General features: G+C 44.5%; 20 protein-coding genes and 1 tRNA gene. 20 read left to right on the plus strand and 1 reads right to left on the minus strand.

The genetic code is table 11. The features are described from left to right. The first annotated feature begins 1 nt into the window (after position 1). The 17 genes from nadA to P8S55_RS08590 all read left to right on the plus strand — a co-directional run bounded on the left by nadA (position 2) and on the right by P8S55_RS08590 (position 13,363). Positions 2-1,072 (plus strand): quinolinate synthase NadA, encoded by a 1,071-nt coding sequence (gene nadA, locus P8S55_RS08510; RefSeq protein WP_289223794.1) that lies wholly within the window; start codon positions 2-4, stop codon positions 1,070-1,072. A 41-nt stretch (positions 1,073-1,113) separates the two neighbouring features. After that, positions 1,114-1,869: a YebC/PmpR family DNA-binding transcriptional regulator gene (locus P8S55_RS08515; protein WP_289223795.1), complete on the plus strand. Its 756-nt coding sequence runs from the start codon at positions 1,114-1,116 to the stop codon at positions 1,867-1,869. Between the two features lie 2 nt (positions 1,870-1,871). Continuing rightward, positions 1,872-2,393: a crossover junction endodeoxyribonuclease RuvC gene (ruvC, locus tag P8S55_RS08520; RefSeq protein WP_289223796.1), complete on the plus strand. Its 522-nt coding sequence runs from the start codon at positions 1,872-1,874 to the stop codon at positions 2,391-2,393. A 20-nt stretch (positions 2,394-2,413) separates the two neighbouring features. Continuing rightward, positions 2,414-3,022: a Holliday junction branch migration protein RuvA gene (ruvA, locus tag P8S55_RS08525; RefSeq protein WP_289223797.1), complete on the plus strand. Its 609-nt coding sequence runs from the start codon at positions 2,414-2,416 to the stop codon at positions 3,020-3,022. After that, positions 3,019-4,029 carry a Holliday junction branch migration DNA helicase RuvB gene (ruvB, locus tag P8S55_RS08530; RefSeq protein WP_289223798.1) on the plus strand — a complete coding sequence of 337 codons (1,011 nt, stop codon included), beginning with the start codon at positions 3,019-3,021 and terminating at the stop codon, positions 4,027-4,029. The genes ruvA and ruvB overlap by 4 nt, the downstream gene beginning before the upstream one ends. A gap of 3 nt (positions 4,030-4,032) precedes the next feature. Then, on the plus strand, positions 4,033-4,719 hold the full coding sequence (gene tolQ / locus P8S55_RS08535) for a protein TolQ (RefSeq protein WP_289223799.1): 687 nt from the start codon (positions 4,033-4,035) through the stop codon (positions 4,717-4,719). A 26-nt stretch (positions 4,720-4,745) separates the two neighbouring features. After that, positions 4,746-5,198, plus strand: a complete 453-nt coding sequence (locus P8S55_RS08540; RefSeq protein WP_289223800.1) for a biopolymer transporter ExbD — start codon at positions 4,746-4,748, stop codon at positions 5,196-5,198. Next, positions 5,195-6,304 (plus strand): cell envelope integrity protein TolA, encoded by a 1,110-nt coding sequence (tolA, locus tag P8S55_RS08545; RefSeq protein ID WP_289223801.1) that lies wholly within the window; start codon positions 5,195-5,197, stop codon positions 6,302-6,304. The genes P8S55_RS08540 and tolA overlap by 4 nt, the downstream gene beginning before the upstream one ends. A gap of 15 nt (positions 6,305-6,319) precedes the next feature. Then, entirely contained in the window at positions 6,320-7,636 is a 1,317-nt protein-coding gene (gene tolB / locus P8S55_RS08550) for a Tol-Pal system beta propeller repeat protein TolB (RefSeq protein WP_289223802.1), read from the plus strand. Positions 7,637-7,676: 40 nt separating this feature from the next. Beyond that, a complete protein-coding gene (gene pal, locus P8S55_RS08555; RefSeq protein ID WP_289223803.1) occupies positions 7,677-8,261 on the plus strand; it encodes a peptidoglycan-associated lipoprotein Pal in 585 nt (194 codons plus the stop codon). Between the two features lie 20 nt (positions 8,262-8,281). Next, entirely contained in the window at positions 8,282-9,073 is a 792-nt protein-coding gene (ybgF, locus tag P8S55_RS08560; protein WP_289223804.1) for a tol-pal system protein YbgF, read from the plus strand. A 12-nt stretch (positions 9,074-9,085) separates the two neighbouring features. Continuing rightward, on the plus strand, positions 9,086-9,766 hold the full coding sequence (gene queC / locus P8S55_RS08565; protein ID WP_289223805.1) for a 7-cyano-7-deazaguanine synthase QueC: 681 nt from the start codon (positions 9,086-9,088) through the stop codon (positions 9,764-9,766). Between the two features lie 132 nt (positions 9,767-9,898). Next, positions 9,899-9,974, plus strand: a tRNA-Lys gene (locus tag P8S55_RS08570). Positions 9,975-10,096: 122 nt separating this feature from the next. Continuing rightward, a complete protein-coding gene (locus tag P8S55_RS08575; protein ID WP_289223806.1) occupies positions 10,097-11,554 on the plus strand; it encodes a high affinity choline transporter 1 in 1,458 nt (485 codons plus the stop codon). A gap of 110 nt (positions 11,555-11,664) precedes the next feature. Beyond that, on the plus strand, positions 11,665-12,048 hold the full coding sequence (locus tag P8S55_RS08580; RefSeq protein WP_289223807.1) for a hypothetical protein: 384 nt from the start codon (positions 11,665-11,667) through the stop codon (positions 12,046-12,048). A gap of 127 nt (positions 12,049-12,175) precedes the next feature. Next, positions 12,176-12,961 (plus strand): ferritin-like domain-containing protein, encoded by a 786-nt coding sequence (locus P8S55_RS08585; protein ID WP_289225324.1) that lies wholly within the window; start codon positions 12,176-12,178, stop codon positions 12,959-12,961. A 54-nt stretch (positions 12,962-13,015) separates the two neighbouring features. Continuing rightward, positions 13,016-13,363: a thioredoxin family protein gene (locus tag P8S55_RS08590; RefSeq protein ID WP_289223808.1), complete on the plus strand. Its 348-nt coding sequence runs from the start codon at positions 13,016-13,018 to the stop codon at positions 13,361-13,363. On the opposite strand, the gene P8S55_RS08595 is transcribed toward P8S55_RS08590, so the two are convergent. After that, positions 13,350-14,003: a histidinol-phosphatase gene (locus tag P8S55_RS08595; RefSeq protein WP_289223809.1), complete on the minus strand. Its 654-nt coding sequence runs from the start codon at positions 14,001-14,003 to the stop codon at positions 13,350-13,352. The two genes, P8S55_RS08590 and P8S55_RS08595, sit on opposite strands and share 14 nt — an antisense overlap. 171 nt (positions 14,004-14,174) lie before the next feature. Between P8S55_RS08595 and P8S55_RS08600 the strand changes: the two genes are divergently transcribed. From P8S55_RS08600 to aceF, 3 genes are all read left to right on the plus strand, one after another. Continuing rightward, positions 14,175-14,681: an RNA pyrophosphohydrolase gene (locus P8S55_RS08600; RefSeq protein WP_289223810.1), complete on the plus strand. Its 507-nt coding sequence runs from the start codon at positions 14,175-14,177 to the stop codon at positions 14,679-14,681. A 218-nt stretch (positions 14,682-14,899) separates the two neighbouring features. Beyond that, positions 14,900-17,560 carry a pyruvate dehydrogenase (acetyl-transferring), homodimeric type gene (gene aceE, locus P8S55_RS08605; protein WP_289223811.1) on the plus strand — a complete coding sequence of 887 codons (2,661 nt, stop codon included), beginning with the start codon at positions 14,900-14,902 and terminating at the stop codon, positions 17,558-17,560. Positions 17,561-17,620: 60 nt separating this feature from the next. Further along, positions 17,621-18,949: a dihydrolipoyllysine-residue acetyltransferase gene (gene aceF / locus P8S55_RS08610; RefSeq protein WP_289223812.1), complete on the plus strand. Its 1,329-nt coding sequence runs from the start codon at positions 17,621-17,623 to the stop codon at positions 18,947-18,949. Positions 18,950-18,952: the final 3 nt, after the last annotated feature.

An 18,952-nucleotide genomic window follows, 5' to 3' on the forward strand; every position in this document is an offset into this window, starting at 1 on the left:
TATGATGGCTTCTACTGACATTCCGTTGCAGTTGGTTGAGAAAATTAACCAACTAGCAGCGGGCGCACAACCTGCAGCCCACCTTGCTCCACAGGCAAAAGCCGCGCTGATTGAGCAAATAAAAGCCTTGCTAAAACAGCGTAATGCGCAAATTGTGGCACATTATTATGTCGATGCTGAGCTACAAGCGCTGGCAGAAGAAACCGGTGGCATTGTCGCTGATTCATTGGAGATGGCTAACTTTGGTGCTCAGTCGGCAGCCGATGTTTTGGTGGTCTGTGGTGTGCGTTTTATGGGTGAAACCGCTAAAATGCTCAGCCCAGAAAAAACCGTATTGATGCCGGATTTGAATGCAACCTGCTCGCTGGATGTGGGTTGCCCGGCGGAGGCGTTTGCGCAGTTTTGTGCGCAACATCCTGAGCGCAAGGTGGTGGTTTATGCCAATACCAGCGCAAAGGTTAAAGCCATAGCGGATTGGGTGGTGACATCCGGCAATGCCTTGCAGATAGTGCGTCATTTGAAAGCGCAGGGCGAAAAAATTATTTGGGCACCGGATCAGCATTTGGGCGCGTGGATTGAAAAGGAAACCGGCATTGATATGTTGCGCTGGATGGGCCACTGTATTGTGCATGATGAGTTTAAGGCGTTTGAGCTGGCAGAGCTCAAACGCCAACATCCTGATGCCAAAGTGTTGGTGCATCCTGAGTCAGCCGAGTCGGTGGTGGCGTTGGCGGATGTGGTGGGGTCAACCAAGGTATTGATTAACGCGGTGCAAAGCCTGCCCGATACAAAATTCATTGTCGCGACGGATCACGGTATTTTTTACAAAATGCGTCAGTTGGCGCCCGATAAGATGTTGATTGTCGCGCCAACCGATTCTAAGACTACTCAGTGCATTAGTTGTGCGCATTGCCCTTGGATGGCGATGAATGGTTTGCAAAATCTTGCCGATTGTTTAGTGAGCATGGATCAGGCGGTTGAAATAGATGAAGTGGTTCGCCAGCAGGCTTTGGTGTCCTTGGATAGGATGCTCACCTTTTCGCGTGAGCAGGGTTTAGTAGCAAAGCGTTAAGTCGGTTGTATTTAACGTAGAGTATATAAAGAGAGACGTGTATGGCAGGACATAGCAAATGGGCCAACATTAAACATCGAAAAGCCCGTCAGGACGCCAAAAAAGGCAAAATTTTTACCAAACTGATTCGTGAGTTGGTGGTGGCCGCCAAAGCGGGCGGGCCACACCCTGAAGATAACCCACGTTTGCGCACGGCGGTCGATAAGGCGCTGGGCGAAAACATGCGCCGCGATACGATTGATAAGGCGATTGCACGCGGTGCGGGTAATCAGGAAGGCGAGGATTACGAAGAGATTCGTTATGAAGGCTATGCGCCGGCCGGTGTGGCGATCATGGTAGATTGCTTGACGGATAATCGTAATCGTACAGTGGGTGAAGTGCGACATGCGTTTGCTAAAAAAGGCGGCAACCTGGGTACAGATGGCTCGGTCGGTTATATGTTTAACAAGCAGGGCTTGATTAGTTTTGAACCAGGTCTGGATGAAGATAGCTTGATGGAAGCCGCGATTGAAGCGGGTGCGGATGATGTTTTGGTCAATGAAGATGGCAGTATCGAGGTGATTACGCCGCCAGAAGATTTACACCTAGTGGCGGACGCGTTAAAAGCGGTTGGTTTTGAGACGGCTCATGTTGATATCAACATGGAAGCTGATATTAAAGTCAGTTTAGATTTTGAGGATGCCCAGCGGGTAATGGCCATGATCGATATGCTGGAAGACTTAGATGATGTGCAAAAGGTCTATACCAATTTAGACATCAGTGATGAAGTGATGGCGCAACTGATGGCGGCTGATTAAGCTTGAAAATCACCCAGCGGATACTCGGCATTGACCCAGGTTCGAGAAAGACCGGGTTTGGTATTATTGAATCAGGGCGTTATCACCCGGTTTATTTGGTGAGTGGCGTAATACGCGTTGAAAAGCTGACACCAGCCGAGCGTTTAAAAACAATTTTTACTTCGATTGGTCAGCTGATTGACCAATATCAACCATCATTGATGGCGATTGAGAAGGTGTTTGTCCACAAAAATCCGAGTTCAGCGATTAAACTGGGTCAGGCTCGCGGTGTAATTCTGTGTGCAGCCTCCCTAAAAGATTTACCGATTATGGAATACACGCCGACACAGGTAAAAAGTACGATTGTTGGGCAAGGTCATGCAAGTAAAGATGCCGTCAACTTTATGATTAAGCAGTTATTACGCCTATCAGAAAACCCGCAGGAAGATGCGGCGGACGCACTAGCCTGTGCGCTATGTCATGATCGTTATTTATCACTGGGTATTGACCCTGAAAAATTATCCAAGGGTACAAAGTTTAGTTAGTTCTAGGAGAAGGGCAGCAGATGATAGGATTTTTGCGTGGAAAAATAGCCCTTAAGCAACCCCCTCTTATTGTGCTGGATGTGCAGGGAGTCGGGTATGAGGTTGAAGCGCCCATGTCGAGTTTTTATATGCTTGGCGAGGTGGGAACGCAAGCCAAAATCCTTACTCACATGCACGTTCGTGAAGATGCGATGTTATTGTTTGGCTTTGGTACTGAGCAGGAGCGGGCGTTATTTCGTGAGCTCATCAAGGTGAGTGGTATTGGAGCTAAGATGGCGCTCGCAATTCTGTCAACCCATAGTGTTGATGAGTTCTGTACTCATGTTCACAATGCGGACGCACTGGCGTTAACCAAAATCCCAGGCGTGGGCAAAAAAACCGCTGAAAGACTGTTAATTGAAGTGCGCGATAAGTTAAAAAACTTAACTTTAAACACAGTAATCACTAAATCCTTAAATATTCCACAACCAGGCCTGGTTGCAAACTCTATTCTTTTATCAGCGCAAGCTGCCATGCAATCATTAGGTTATAAGGATGTACACGCCGAATCGTTAGTTAAATCGGTATATCAAGAAGATATGACACTGGAACAAGTGATTAAAGCTGCCTTGCAGCAGGTGAAAATATGATCGAAACGGATCGTATTATTGGTAATCAAGAGCAAGATGATGACTTGTATGTGCTGCCTAAGATACGCCCGCAATTTATGCAGGACTATATTGGTCAGGTAGCCGTACGTGAGCAGTTGAGTATGTTTATTGATGCCGCTAAAATGCGTCGGGAACATTTAGATCATGTGTTGCTTTACGGGCCACCAGGCCTGGGTAAAACAACTTTGGCAAATATTATCGCTCAAGAAATGGGTGCGACCTTGCGCCAAACCTCTGGGCCTGTGCTAGATAAACCGGGTGATTTAGCGGCAATTTTAACCCGACTAGAACCATTCGATGTGTTGTTTGTTGACGAAATTCACCGGCTTAGTCCCATTGTTGAAGAAATCCTTTATCCAGCGATGGAGGATTTTCAAATTGATATTATGATTGGCGATGGGCCAGCGGCGCATAGTGTCAAGATTGATGTGCCACCCTTTACGTTGGTTGGCGCGACAACCCGAGCTGGGCTATTAACATCGCCACTGCGAGATCGTTTTGGTATAGTACAGCGACTTGAGTTTTATACGGTTGATGAATTAACTCAAATTGTCAGCCGCTCAGCGAATATTTTGGGGATTGCGACTGATGAATTGGGTGCGCGAGAAGTGGCTAAGCGTTCACGGGGTACCCCGCGTATTGCCAATCGTTTGTTAAGGCGGGTTCGTGATTTTGCTCAGGTAGAGGGTCGAGGTATTATTGATACCGAGATCGCAATGGCGGCATTAAACTTGCTTGAGGTTGATCCGGCCGGTCTAGATAAAATGGATCGTCGTCTATTATCTGTCATGATTAGTCATTATGATGGAGGGCCTGTTGGTATTGATAGCATGGCCGCGGCGGTGGGAGAAGAGCGAGGGACAATAGAGGATGTATTGGAGCCCTTTTTAGTTCAACAAGGATTTTTGATTAGAACACCGCGTGGTCGTGTAGCGACAAAACACGCGTATCATCATCTCGGATTAGAATTTTGCGAAAAGGAATAATGCATGTACGATCATTCGATGCTGGATTTGGTTTTGATGGCAAGCCCATTGGTGCAAACTGTTATGGCAATATTAGTTTTTATGTCAGTGTCAGCTTGGGCGGTTGCGTTAGCAAAAATTTACCAGGTTAGAAAAGCAAATCGTCAAGCCGAACTCTTTTTGGAGGAGTTTTGGGAGTCTGAAGATCTTTCGCGTCTTTACAAAGACTTGAGTATGGATGATGTTGAAAATAATAATGGCTTAAAGGCTATTTTTGAAGCTGGTTTTCAAGAGTTTGTTCGCCTAAAAAACCAGGGCGTGCAAGACGCTAACGATTTGGTTTCTGCCTCGCAGCGCGCGATGAAGGTTGTCTTTAGTAAAGAAGCTGAACGCTTAGAGAATAGACTGCCCTATTTAGCTACTGTCGGGTCTTCAGCGCCTTATATCGGTTTGTTTGGAACAGTTATTGGTGTTATGCATGCTTTTCAGGGTTTAGGTGAGAATAGCAATGCGACTTTAGCTGCCGTTGCACCGGGTATTGCCGAGGCATTACTGGCTACGGGCCTGGGCTTGTTTGCGGCTATTCCAGCGGTTATTTTTTATAACAGTTTAACCAATAAAACAGACAAACTCTTAAGTAATTATGAAGGGTTTGCTGATGAGTTTTTAAGTATCTTACAGCGCCAAGCTCATTTGGCAAACAAGTCTTAATTCACCTTTAAGCTAGGTATAAAACTATGCAAGCAGGATTTCGAACAGCTCGCGATAAAAAACGCTTAATGGCAGAAATAAATGCTGTCCCTTATATTGATGTCACACTCGTTTTGTTAATTATTTTTATGATTACTGCGCCGATTGTTCAGCAAGCAGTAACCGTTCAGTTACCTCAGGCGCCTGAGGTAACTGATACGTCACAAGCCACTCAACCCGTTAAGCCTTTTGTGATTACCATCACGCGTGATGGTCAGTACAAAACCAGTGAAGCACCCGAATTGGTTTTAACTCAGTCAGAAGTGACGCTTCTTGTTGCAGAGGTTGTGGCGCGAACTCAAATGAACGAAAACCTTCCCGTTTATATACAAGGGGATAGAGAAGCCCCTTATGGTCGCGTTGTTCATTTATTCGTTGTTCTGAAGAATAATGGCGTTCCTAATGTATCGCTCATTACTGAGCCGGAGTCCGCGCAATGATTGCATTTATTCGTCGTCATCCGATTGCCGTTTCTGTGGCTCTATCTCTTCACTTGATTGTAGGTGTGTTATTGACGAGTGAGCTTTTTAAAACAGAATCTCAAGTCATCAAGCTAAGTTCGCAGCAAACTGACTCCATTGTACAGCCGACAGTTATGGGGTCACCGCTTGAAACCTTTGCGGTTGACAGAAGGCTTGTTCAGCAACAGTTAGACCGCATTCAAGCTGAGGAAGAGTCTAAGCGGCTTGCGCAACAACGTTTAATTGATCAGGCAAAAGCAAGTGAAACTCGTTTAGCTGAAACCCGAAGAGAGCAAGAAGAGCAAGCTCGTCGTGCGGAACAAGCACGCAGGCAAGCTGATATCGAGCGTCAGAGAATGGAAGCTGAGCGCAAACGTGCTACAGAAGAACAGCTTAGAGCAGACGAGGCCAGACGCTTGGCACAAGAAGCTGAAAAGCGTCGGCAAGAAGCTGAAAGGAGTGTAGCAAAAGTAGCAGAAGAGGCTGAAAAGAGGCGTTTATTAGCTGAACAGCAGGCTGCAAAAATAACGCAAGAAGCGGAACGTCAGCGCCAAACCGAAGAGCGGAGGCTGAGAGAGCTCGAAGCACTGCAAAGAGAGGCGCAGCTCCAAGCTCAGCGAGAAGCTGACCGCCAAAAACAGTTGCAAGAAGAAATCAAACGTCAGGAAGCCGAAAGTCAGCGTATGCAAGCGGAAGCTTTAGCAGCCAGGTTACAAAGAGAGCAGCAAGAAGCCGAAGCAGAAAGACGTAGGTTATTAGCCGAAGAAGAATCTAGGCAGCGGGAGGTCGCGCGACAGAGAGAATTAGTCAGTTTGCGAGAGTCCTATATTTCTGCGATCTCTGCCAGGGTTAGAGAAAATTGGCGCACACCGGCTGACATTTCTGAGTTAGCCCAGTGCGAACTTGCCATTGTGCAAGAGCGGGATGGTAAAGTTGTAAGTGTTCGCACCGAAAATTGTAATGCGCAAGCAACACCTCAATTTAGACAGGCTGCCGAGCGTGCAGTCCATCGCGCTTCACCTTTGCCAAGGCCTGCTGCAGATGAGTTATTTGAGCGTAACATCCGATTTGTATTTAAACCGTAATTTTAGAGGTTAGTTATGAGAGTCTTAGGTAGGTTGAAGTACAGGTTTAAAGCGGTAATTTTATCGACTCTGGTTTTATTTAGTTTTCCGGTCTATTCGAGCTTGGTGATTGAAATTACAGATGGGGTAGAAAATGCTTTACCTATTGCAATAGTCCCTTTCCAGCACCAGGGATCAGGGAGGGTGCCTGAAAATATTGCTCAAATTGTGCAGTATAACCTCCTTAGAAGTGGTCGTTTTGCTCCAATACCTGAAAACCAATTGCCTTCACGACCGAGTAACTTGGATAATTTGGTGTTTGAAAATTGGCATGAGTTAGATGTTGATCATATCATCATGGGTTCAGTAGTCAGTCGGCCAGATGGGTTGTTTGATATTGAAGTGAGGGTTGTCGATATATTACGCCGACAGCAGGTATTAGGGAAGCGCTGGCGCAGCATCCCCCGTTCTCAACTTCGTCAAGTGGCTCATCAAATGTCGGATGATATTTTTTTCGAGTTAACAGGCATCCCAGGTGCGTTTAATACGCGTTTGGCCTATGTGACCGTTAGACTTCAAGATAATCAACGTCATTATACCCTGGAGGTGTCTGATTCGGATGGACACAACCCTCGAACCATATTACGGTCCAGAATGCCAATTATGTCGCCTGCTTGGTCTCCGGATGGTAAAAAACTAGCTTATGTTACATTTGAAACAGGTCGTTCTAATGTGGTTGTTCAGCACTTGGATGGCTCAAAACGTGAAATTGTAGCTGATTTTCAAGGGATCAATAGTGCACCTGCCTGGTCGCCTGATGGAAAATCGCTGGCCTTAACACTTTCAAAAGATGGTAATGCTGATATTTTTATTATGGATATGCAGACGCGTGCTTTAAGGAAGGTTACGCGTCACTGGGCTATTGAGACTGAGCCGACTTGGGCCCTTGATGGGCAAACACTATATTACAGCTCGGATCGACGAGGGCAACCACAAATATTTAAGATGGATTTAAATACTGGACAAGAAGAAAGGGTGAGTTTTGAGGGGCGTTATAATGCTAGCCCAGTTATGTCACCTAATGGTCGCTATTTAGCAATGGTTCATGCAAATGATGGGTTTAATATTGGACTGCAGGATTTGTACAATGGCGACTTTTTTGTTTTAACCAATACTTTTTTAAGTGAGTCACCTAGCTTTGCACCCAATAGCGATATGCTGGTTTATGCCATGAATAGAGATGGCAAGGGTCAGTTGGCTATCGTATCTGTAAGAGGCAGGTCTTCGCAGGTTTTAAGAATTGCTGATGGACAGGTTAGGGAGCCCGCTTGGGGGCCGCGTATATCGCAGTAACTAGGGTTTGTATTATATTGATTTTTTAAAGGATTTTTACATGTTGATCAGAAAAGTATTGGTTGTTCTTGCTGTAGCTGGATTTGTTGCGGGTTGTAGTAGCACACCAGAAATTGTGATTGATGAAGCTCAGGGACAGGTAGAAGACCGTAGAATGGGGGGTGGGTTATTTGATCATCCTTCTCGTCGATCTGATGTCGAGTTTATGGGCGTTGAACAGGGTCAGGGTTTAGGTGGAGAGGCGCTTAATGGTGAAGGATTGGTCGGTGGTTTACTGGATGATGAAATGATGGGGAATTTTTTTCCTATAGTTTATTTTGGTTATGACCAGTCAACATTGGATGAGGCATCAATGCAAACATTGCGTTACTATGCTGATCAAATGTTAAAAAATCCACGCGTCGTTGTTAGCCTTGAAGGACATACTGATGAGCGTGGTACACCCTCTTATAACCTTGCTCTTGGCGAGCGTCGATCGCAAGCTGTAGCAGAAGTGTTAATGTTATATGGTGTTGCAAAAGACAGAATGAATCTTATCAGTTTCGGCGAAGAGCAGCCTGCTGTAATGGGGCATGATGAAGAGGCTTGGTCCAAAAACCGCCGTGTCGAACTACGTTTTAATTAGTTTTTATGGGTAGTTTATTTATGAGGAAGAATTTATTCCTAACTTGCGGCTTATTAGGTATTTTATTGTCAGGCGCTGTGCATGCTCAAACCCTTGAGCAGCGTGTAGACCGATTAGAACGCATTGCTGATAATCCGGTATTACTCCAGCATAACCAGCGTATTGAACAACAGCAAAGAGAAATTCAGTCTTTGCATGATAGGCTTGATCGTCAAGATAGACAAATTGCTAGTCTGGAAAGCTTGTTGAATCAGTTCGAATCGAGTGTGAATCAGCGACTTCTAGCTGTAGAATCATTAGAAAGCGCACGAGGTTCATCGGGAACTCCAGACTATTTAAATGACGCTACGCCAAGTTCAAAACCTGGTCAAGGGGACAGGGATTCAGTAGTGTTGCAGCAAGACACGGCTAATACCGATGAACTTCTTCCAGCTATTTCTTCAGAAAGGGCGCATTATGATCTCGCATTTAATGCGTTAAGGGAAAGCAAGTTTGACGAGGCGATTGGTTTATTTTCTTCGTTTCTTGCTGACTATTCCTCTTCTAGTTTAACTAGTGACGCACTCTATTGGTTGGGTGAATCTTATATGATTAGCCAGTCTTTTCCGGATGCTTACCAAGCGTTTAGTCAGTTAATAGAAGACCATCCCAGTAGTAGTAAATTTCCCGATGCCATGCTCAGAGCGGGCGACAGTTTAGTGGGTATGCAGAAAGTAACTGAGGCGCAGAAGATGTATCAACAGTTAATTCATCTGTTACCTGAGTCTCGTTCGGCTAAAACGGCTGAACGACGACTAGAACGTTTTAATTAAAAGCCTAATAAGATGGAATTAAAAAAAACAGCAGTAGTATTGTTATCCGGTGGTTTGGATTCTGTGACTGTTTTAGTTTATGCTAAATCTCTGGGATATGATTGTCATACGTTAAGTTTTGATTATGGTCAGCGCCACCAAGTAGAGTTGCAAGCTGCTCAGCGATTAGCAATTACCCATGGCGCGACAACTCACCGCGTGATGCAGATGAATATGGCCGCGATTGGCGGCTCTGCATTAACGGATTTAAATATCGCTGTGCCAGTGGATGGGGTTGATGGAACTATTCCTGTAACCTATGTTCCCGCAAGAAACACTATATTTTTGTCTTATGCGTTGGGTTTGGCTGAAGTGGTTAATGCGCAAGCTATTTTTATTGGTGTTAATGCTGTTGATTATTCAGGTTACCCAGATTGCCGACCTGAATATATTGCGGCTTTTGAAGCCCTTGCCAATCTTGCGACTAAAGCAGCTGTAGAAGGTCAGCCGATTAAGATTGAAACGCCTTTGATTAACTTATCTAAAGCACAAATTATCAAAATGGGCTCACGTTTGGGTGTTGATTACGCTCCGACTATTTCTTGTTATCAAGCTAATGAGCAGGGGTATGCGTGCGGCGTGTGTGATTCATGTCGATTACGCCGTCAAGGTTTTTTAGATGCAGGCCTGGTTGATCCAACTCGTTATTGCTAAAAATTTAATAATTTCAATTTGTTGGAATGCGATGGTTTTTTTAAGTTTTTGTCTTTAAAAAAAGAGTAAAAAAACTGTTAAAAATCCTTGCCAAGCATCAAAAACTCTATATAATACGCTGCATATCAACGAGGGTCGTTAGCTCAGTCGGTAGAGCAGTTGGCTTTTAACCAATTGGTCGTGCGTTCGAGTCGCACACGACCCACCATACATATTAACCCTGTTAAGTTTACTTAACGGGGTTTTTTTATGAATAAAAAACTATTCCAGTTTCCTATTTTTTGCTATATTTCAATTTTTTAATCTATCCTTTTTAGAGAGTATCCTTCTATGCTCATCAGTTTTACTTTTATCTATCTGCTCGCCTCCATTGGTTTAGGTCTCTACGCTGCAACAAAAGTTAAAAACTTAGGTGACTATGTATCGGCTGGGAGAAGTTTACCGATTTGGGTGGTGACGGCTATGGTGTTTGCTACTTGGTTTGGTGCTGAAACCGTGTTGGGCATTCCGGCTGAATTTTTGGAGGGTGACTTAGGTTCGCTCATTGCTGACCCTTTTGGTGCGGCCTTGTGTTTAATTTTATTTGGTTTGTTTTTAGCGCGTAAGCTGTATCGAATGAATTTGCTTACTTTAGGCGATTTCTACCGCATTCGTTTTGATCGTCGTGTTGAATTAGTCGCTTCAGTAGCGATAGCAATTTCTTATTTGGGTTGGGTCTCGGCGCAGATCATGGCATTGGGTATAGTGTTTAATGTACTTTCAGATGGCTATATATCAGTGTTTAATGGCGTATTGCTGGGTACGGCAGTCGTGTTGATTTATACGTTATTTGGCGGCATGTGGTCGGTTGCGATGACCACTTTTGTGCAGATGATAATTATTGTATTGGGTTTGTTGTTTATTGCTTGGTACTTAGCAACGATGGAAGGTGGAACGGGCGGCATTATGCCTGTGATAGAGCATGCTGCTCAGGCAGAGAAGTTTAATTTTTGGCCTGATTTGAATGCGATAGCAATGTTGGCTTTTATGTCTGCTTTGTTAACAATGGGATTGGGTTCGTTGGCTCAGCAAGATGTATTTCAACGTGCAAATACATCAAAAAATGAAAATATTGCTGTTTGGGGTACGGTGAGTGGTGGTGTGATTTATTTGGTATTTGCAGCTGTACCAGTTTTTTTGGGTTATTCAGCCTATTTAATCAATCCTGATTTAGTCGCAACCTTTATGTCTATTGATGCGCAATTAGTGTTGCCGCACTTGGTTAAGGAGCATTTACCATTATTTGCACAGGTTGTTTTTTATGGTGCTTTGTTGTCGGTCATTATGTCTACGGCTTCTGCCACGATGTTAGCACCTTCAGTGATTATCTCTGAAAATATTTTAAAAGACTTTATTAAAGGTTTGAGTGATCGCTATCTTTTGTTATTAACGCGCGGTGTGGTGATTGCTTTTGCATTGTTAGTAGCTATTTATACGCTGTGGGCGTTGGAACAAGAAACATCTATTCATAAAATGGTGGAAAATGCTTACAAGGTTACGCTGGTGGTGGCTTTTGTGCCTTTAGTTGCAGGTTTATATTGGAAGCGTGCAAGTGCAGCAGGTGCCCTAATAGGTATTGTACTGGGTCTAATTGTTTGGTTAACGCTGGAGTGGATGATTCCTGAGCTTGAAGATAGTTTGCCAGCTCACTTTATTGGGTTTTTTGCTGCGATTGTGGGTATGGTGGTGGGTTCATTAAAGTGGCCTAATGATCAGCCAGATGTTATTAATCGTCCAGTCGCGTTATAAATTAAACTTATAAGTCTATGGTAATATTCTATCAATTAAGGCTTGCAATTAGCCAATAAAAGCGGCAGAATTAGAGCTGCTAGAGAGGCAAAACCTTTTTGGAGTATTAAATGAAACAATTAACTCTTAAAGCTTTGTTTCTGTCAGGTGTAGCGGCGTTCTCAATGAATGTTCATGCTTCTTCTGTGTATGAGCAATGTGTAAGTGATGCAAAAGCGCTGATTGAAGCGGCTATCGTGGGTGGTACAACTGCAGCACGTGAAGTGCAGCAGAAGTCTACCCTTGATCAGTGCAAAGCTGAGCTAACTCGCATGGAACAGCAATATAAGTCTCAATGGAAGTTCACAGCAGCAGATGGTAAGCAGTATGTTAAAGCGCCTTATTCTGTTATGACTCCTGAAGATCGCGAAAAATGGGCTATCCTATTTAACGCGATTGATACTAAGAACTTCATGGGTGTTCGCTACTTAATGGCAGCTTACTACCGTCAATAATGTCCTGTTATTGATTTAGGTGATGCATCTCGAAAAGCCAGCGCAAGCTGGCTTTTTTTTTGGTTAAATTTGGATTTTGATTAGTATGGCGGAAATCAATTTTTTTGATTCAGTGTACGACTGTTTAATGTGCAATGATTTGAAAGTGAAAGTACAGAGGCTGGATCGTTTGCTGTTCAATTGGAGTGAGCATAACTTTAATTTTGAACCAACACGCTCTATAGTGCGTATTGCTGATCCAGGACGTCCTGCCAAGCCCAAATTGGTGCCGCCAAAAAATCTACCACGACGGGGTTTAGGCTCGCCCCAGGGGCATGCTGCTTTAATGCACTCCATAGCGCACATTGAGTTTAATGCGATTAATCTAGCCCTAGATGCCATCTATCGTTTTCAAACAATGCCCTATGATTTTTATCGCGATTGGTTAGGTGTAGCGGGAGAGGAGGCTTATCATTTTCAATTGATTCGTGAGCATTTGGATCAATTGGGTTATGACTATGGTGATTTCCCCGCGCACAATGGGCTTTGGTTGACGACCTACGAAACCGATCATGATGTATTAGTAAGGATGGCGATGGTGCCGCGTACTTTGGAAGCCCGTGGCTTGGATGTGACGCCGGCTATGATAAAAAAACTGCGGGCCATTGGTGATCGTCGTGGGGTGGAGATTTTAAAAATATTATTGCGCGATGAAATTGGTCATGTTGCGGTGGGTACGCGATGGTATCGTTATGTTTGTGTGCAACGTGGGCTTAATCCATTTGATGAGTTTACTCGAATTTTGGGTTTGTTTTTTCATGGCGATATTCGTGGTCCTTTTAACTATGAAGCAAGAAGGGAAGCGGGGTTTTCTGATGAAGAGGTTGAGTGGTTGAAATCGCTAGAACGGCAAAGCTTTGAGAGGGCTGGGTGATTTGCTCAGGCGTAATTGGCGCTGCATAGTTATGGGGTAGTGAGGCAAACGATTATGCAACAATTAACAACGATTGAAGAATTAGATAATTTAATTCAAACACAACCAGGCCTGGTGGTCTTGTTTGGTGGCGTGCATTGTGGTGTGTGTAATGTGATTAAACCTAAACTTGCTCAAGCACTGGCGGAAGATTTTGCGCAGCTAAAGCTGGCGTATGTTGATTGTCAAGTTACAACGGATATTTGTTCGCAAAAAGGGGTGTTTTCGCTACCCGTTGTGCGGGTGTATATTGATGGACAACGTTTTATTGAAAAAACGCGTAACTTTAGTCTGCCGGGGTTATTGGCAGACTTGTCGCGGTCTTATTCAATGCGTTTTGAAACAGATGTTAACGAAAACTAAGTTGTTGCCAGCCGCGCGATTGTGCGGCTTGACTGAGCTTTTCATCGGCATCCACCGCAATTGGGTGGCTGACCAGCTCGAGGAGTGGCAGGTCATTATGTGAATCTGAGTAAAAAAAGCTATCCTCTAATGATAAGGGGTTTTGATTCAGCCATTCGTTCAGGCGAGTAATTTTGCCTTGTTGGAATGAGGGGATGCCTGCGACACGACCGGTATAGCGACCATCAAGCATTTCAGGTTCTGTGCCAATCAGTTGGTCAATGCCTAGTTTTAAGCCTATAGGGCGTGTTATAAAGCTGTTGGTAGCGGTGATAATGAGAAGTCGGTCCCCAGCTGCTCGGTGCTCTTCAATCACCGCTTGGGCTTTGGGCAGTAAAATCGGTTCAATCATTTGTTGCATAAACTGTTGATGCCAAAGGGTGAGCTGTTCTATAGGATGCTCGCTGAGTGGCTTGAGTGAAAAGGCTTGATATTCGTAGATATCAAGTGTGCCTTCTTTGTATTGTTGGTAAAAACGTTGATTTTGCTTTTGGTAAGTTTTGGCATCAATCAGTTGGTTTTTGACTAAAAATTCGCCCCAAAGATAATCACTGTCACCCGCAATCAGGGTGTTGTCTAAATCAAAAATGGCTAAACGCATCAGGTTTCTCGTTTTATTTGCAAAACACTAATGCTAATAGACAAGCAGGTTTTCAACAAGCCTGGGTAGGTGTTTTTATTAAATTAGACGGGTTTTTAATTGAAACTTAGGCCTTTTTTCGGCATTATTAACGGTATTAAATAAATATAAATTTTTACTTGGGAATATTTTGTGATTGATCAGGATGGCTATCGCTTAAATGTAGGCATAATTATTGCCAATAAACAGGGCAAATTGTTCTGGGGTAAGCGAGTATACCAGGATGCCTGGCAGTTTCCTCAAGGTGGAATTCGTGAAAATGAGACTCCCCAGCAAGCGGTGTTCCGTGAGCTTAAAGAAGAAGTCGGTCTTTCGCCCTCTGATGTTCGGGTTTTAGGGCGTACAGATGACTGGCTTCATTATAATTTGCCTAAACATTTAATTCGCCATTACAGCCAGCCTGTTTGTATTGGTCAAAAGCAGGTTTGGTTTATGTTGGGTTTAGAGGCGCCTGAGTATGCGATTAATGTATCTCACCACACAACGCCAGAATTTGAAACCTGGTCATGGGTTGATTACTGGCAGCCTGTTCAGGATGTGGTCAGTTTTAAGCAAGAGGTTTATCACCAAGCCTTAATTCAGCTAGAGGATTGTTTGAATAAATTTTGGCTGACCAGTCAAGTTGTTGAAAAACAATAACTTTATTCTTCTTGATTTGTCAAGTTGTATCCCTCCTCATGCTTTTTGTCACGAAAAGTGATATTATTTGAGCAATTTAGTTTTGATTTAAACCTTCGAGTTCAGTTTTCACGCCTGTTATTTGATTAATAATTTGAATGAAACGAACTCTTTAACGACAAAGAGAGCCGACTGCCGACCCGGTGTTGTGCTCGGTTAATACCCAAGAGGTGCACTTTATGAGCGATCAGTTTATTGATCAAGATCCGCAAGAAATTCAAGAGTGGTTGGATGCGCTTGAAGCCGTAGTTCAATTTGAAGGCACAGAAAAAGCCCATCATATTATCGCTACCTTGATTGAAAAAGCCCGTGTTCACGGCATTGATATTCCTTATTCGGCCAATACGCCTTACATCAACACCATAGCGGTTGAAGAGCAAGAAAGTTATCCTGGCGACTTAAGTATCGAGCAGCGCTTGCGTTCGATCTTGCGCTGGAATGCGATGGCGATGGTGGTAAAGGCTAACCGTGAAACCAGTGTGGGTGGTCATATTGCCTCCTATGCGTCAAGTTGTACACTTTACGAAGTCGGGATGAATCATTTCTTCAAGGGTCCGGATCATGAAATAGGCGCGGATATGGTGTTTTTTCAGGGTCATACCGCACCGGGTATGTATTCTCGTGCCTTTCTTGAAGGGCGTTTAGATGAAAAACAATTGGTGAATTTCCGTCAAGAAGTCGATGGTCAGGGCTTGTCTTCTTACCCACATCCTTGGTTAATGCCCGATTTTTGGCAGTTCCCAACCGTATCTATGGGGTTGGGGCCATTAATGGCGATATACCAAGCTCGTTTTATGAAGTACATGGATAAACGCGGTTTGGCGAAAACAGAAGGACGCAAAGTTTGGGCTTATCTCGGCGACGGTGAAATGGATGAACCAGAATCACGCGGTGCGATTCAGTTAGCGCAGCGTGAGCATCTTGATAACTTAATATTTGTGGTTAACTGTAACCTACAGCGTTTAGATGGGCCTGTGCGTGGTAACGGTAAAATCATTCAAGAACTCGAAGGCATGTTCCGTGGCGCAGGTTGGAGCGTGATCAAAGTGCTTTGGGGCACAGGTTGGGATAGCTTGCTGGCAAAAGATACCAGCGGTAAACTGATTGAGCGTATGGGCGAAGTGGTGGATGGTGAATACCAAGCTTATAAAGCAAAAAATGGTGGCTATGTTCGTGAACATTTTTTTGGTAAGTATCCTGAGTTGCTAGAGTTAGTTAAGGATATGAGTGATCAGGATATTTTCCGCCTAACACGCGGTGGGCACTCACCGCGCAAGATTTATAATGCTTATAAGCGTGCATCAGAAACCAAAGGCCAACCGTCAGTTATTTTAGCCCATACCGTTAAAGGTTACGGCATGGGTGAATACGGCGAAGCGGCTAATAGTGCGCACCAACAGAAAAAGTTAGACGTTAATGGATTGAAGTATTTCCGTGATCGTTTCTCAGTACCTATTTCAGATGAGCAGTTAGAAAAAGAAGTGCCCTTCTATCGCCCTGATCCTGATAGCCCAATTATGAAGTACATGCAAGAAAATCGTGCCAAATTGGGCGGCTCTTTGCCCTGTCGTCAGGATAAGTCTGAAACTCTGTCCGTCCCAGCGTTAAGTGCATTCCAGATGTTGTTAGATGGTACCGCCGAACGTGAAATGTCAACGACAATGGCGTTTGTTAGAATTCTATCGGTGTTATTGCGTGACAAGGAGTTGGGTAAACGTGTTGTACCGATTATCCCAGACGAAGCGCGGACCTTTGGCATGGAGGGGCTGTTTCGTCAGGTGGGTATTTATGACCCAGCCGGTCAGCTGTATGAGCCGGTCGATTCGGATCAGCTGATGTGGTACAAAGAATCCTCTAATGGTCAGGTCTTGGAAGAGGGCATTAACGAAGCGGGGGCGATGTCATCCTGGATTTCGGCGGCGACCGCTTATGCCAACTATGGCGTGAGCATGATTCCGTTTTATATCTATTATTCGATGTTTGGTTTCCAACGTATTGGTGATTTGGCTTGGGCGGCGGGCGATTCGCGCGCGCGCGGTTTCCTGATTGGCGGTACAGCTGGACGTACTACCTTAGAAGGCGAAGGCTTGCAGCATCAAGATGGTCATAACCTGGTGATGTTTGATGCGGTACCTAATTGTTTGAGTTATGACCCAACCTTTGGCTATGAAATGGCGGTGATTATTCAAGATGGCTTAAAGCGTATGATAGAAAACAAAGAAGATATTTTCTATTACATTACGGCAATGAATGAAAACTATAGCCATCCAGCGATACCACAAGGCGTGGAAGAAGGTATTCTTAAGGGTATTTATTCATTCAAGAAGACATCATCTAAAGCAAAAAAACGTGTCCAGTTAATGGGTTCAGGCACTATCTTTCGCGAAGTGATTGCCGCAGCAGAATTGCTTGAGCAGGATTGGGATGTAGCGGCCGATATTTGGTCTGTGCCTAGTTTTAACTTGTTGCGTCGTGAAGGTATTGAAGCCGAGCGCTGGAATACATTGCACCCAACGGCTGCGCCAAAAGTGGCTTATGTCACTCAAGTCTTGACGGGTGCACAAGGACCGTTTATTGCTGCCACGGATTATATTCGTGATTATGCAAACCGTATTCGTGAATATGTGCCTGGTGATTATCATGTATTGGGTACTGATGGGTTTGGTCGTTCGGATACGCGTGAACAATTGCGTAAGTTTTTTGAGGTGAATCGTTTTTATGTGGTGGTTGAGGCATTAAAAGGTTTGGCAAAACAAGGTCAAATTAAAGCCGAAGTAGTTCAACAGGCTATCGATAAATACGGTTTGGATGCAGAAAAACCTTATCCCATTTATGCATAATTTCATTCAGTCAGGTCGGCTCAAAAAGCAGGCCTGGTTGGACGACTAAGGAAAATACTTATGGCAAAAATTCAATTTAAAGTGCCGGATATTGGCGATTTTGATGCAGTCGATGTCATCGAAATTCTAGTCAATGAAGGTGATCAGATTCAGCTTGATGATTCAATAATGACGCTTGAATCAGACAAGGCTACGATGGAAGTGCCTGCGAGCCACACAGGAAAAGTCAGCAATATTCAGATTAAAGTGGGCGACAAGGTTAAACAGGGTAGCTATATCTGTGATATCGACGTCGATGAAGCGCAAGTAAAACCGGTGGCACAAGCAACGCAAGCTGCTCCAGCTAAGCCAGAAAAACCCGCGCCAACCGTCGAAAAGCCGCTAGCGGTTCACGAAGAAACCCATTCCTCAAATGTGGGCTTACCGCTAGCCAGCTCAGTGGCAAATACACCTAAACCCGTTAATCACCAACCTATGGGCGCATTAAGTCATGCTTCACCCGCTGTGCGTGCGTTTGCGCGTGTGCTTGGTGTTGATTTAAGCAAGGTTTTGGGTTCGGGTAATAAAGGGCGGGTGCTTAAAACCGATGTGGAAGGGTTTGTGAAGTCGGTTATGCAAGGCGCTACGGCGTTCGCCGGTCCCGCTAGCGGTTCAGGTATCCCCACTGTGCCGACGATTGATTTTTCACAGTTTGGCGCTACAGAAACTATTGAGTTAAGCCGAATCAAAAAACTATCCGGCAAGCATTTAAGTACAGCTTGGTTAAATATTCCGCATGTCACGCAGTTTGATGAATGTGACATCACCGATATGGATCAGTTCCGTAAGGATATGAAAGCTCAAGCCGAAAAAGCAGGGGTTAAGCTCACGCCCTTGGTGTTTATTATGAAAGCGGTGGTTGCAGCCTTAAAAGCCTTCCCGGACTTCAATGCGTCCTTGTCACCCGATGGCCAGTCTTTAATTCGCAAGGGTTACTACAATGTTGGTATTGCGGTAGACACCCCAAAAGGATTGGTGGTACCGGTAGTGCGTGATGTTGATCAGAAGTCGATTTATGAGTTATCGCGTGATTTAATGGCGTTGAGCTCTAAAGCGCGAGACGCCAAGCTATCGCCAAAGGATTTATCAGGGGGTTGTTTTAGTATTTCTAGTTTAGGCGGCATTGGTGGTACACAGTTTACGCCGATTGTGAATGCACCTGAAGTGGCGATTATGGGTGTGTCCAAGGCGGCTATTCAGCCGGTTTGGGATGGTGCAAGCTTCCAGCCTCGTTTGATTATGCCCTTCAGCGTGTCTTATGATCACCGTGTGGTTGATGGTGCGCAAGGGGTTCGCTTTACCCAGTTTGTTGGTCAGCATTTGGCGGATATTCGCCAATTATTACTCTAAGCA

This window comes from Thiomicrospira sp. R3, from assembly GCF_029581415.1.
In the GTDB taxonomy this organism is placed as follows: domain Bacteria; phylum Pseudomonadota; class Gammaproteobacteria; order Thiomicrospirales; family Thiomicrospiraceae; genus Thiomicrospira.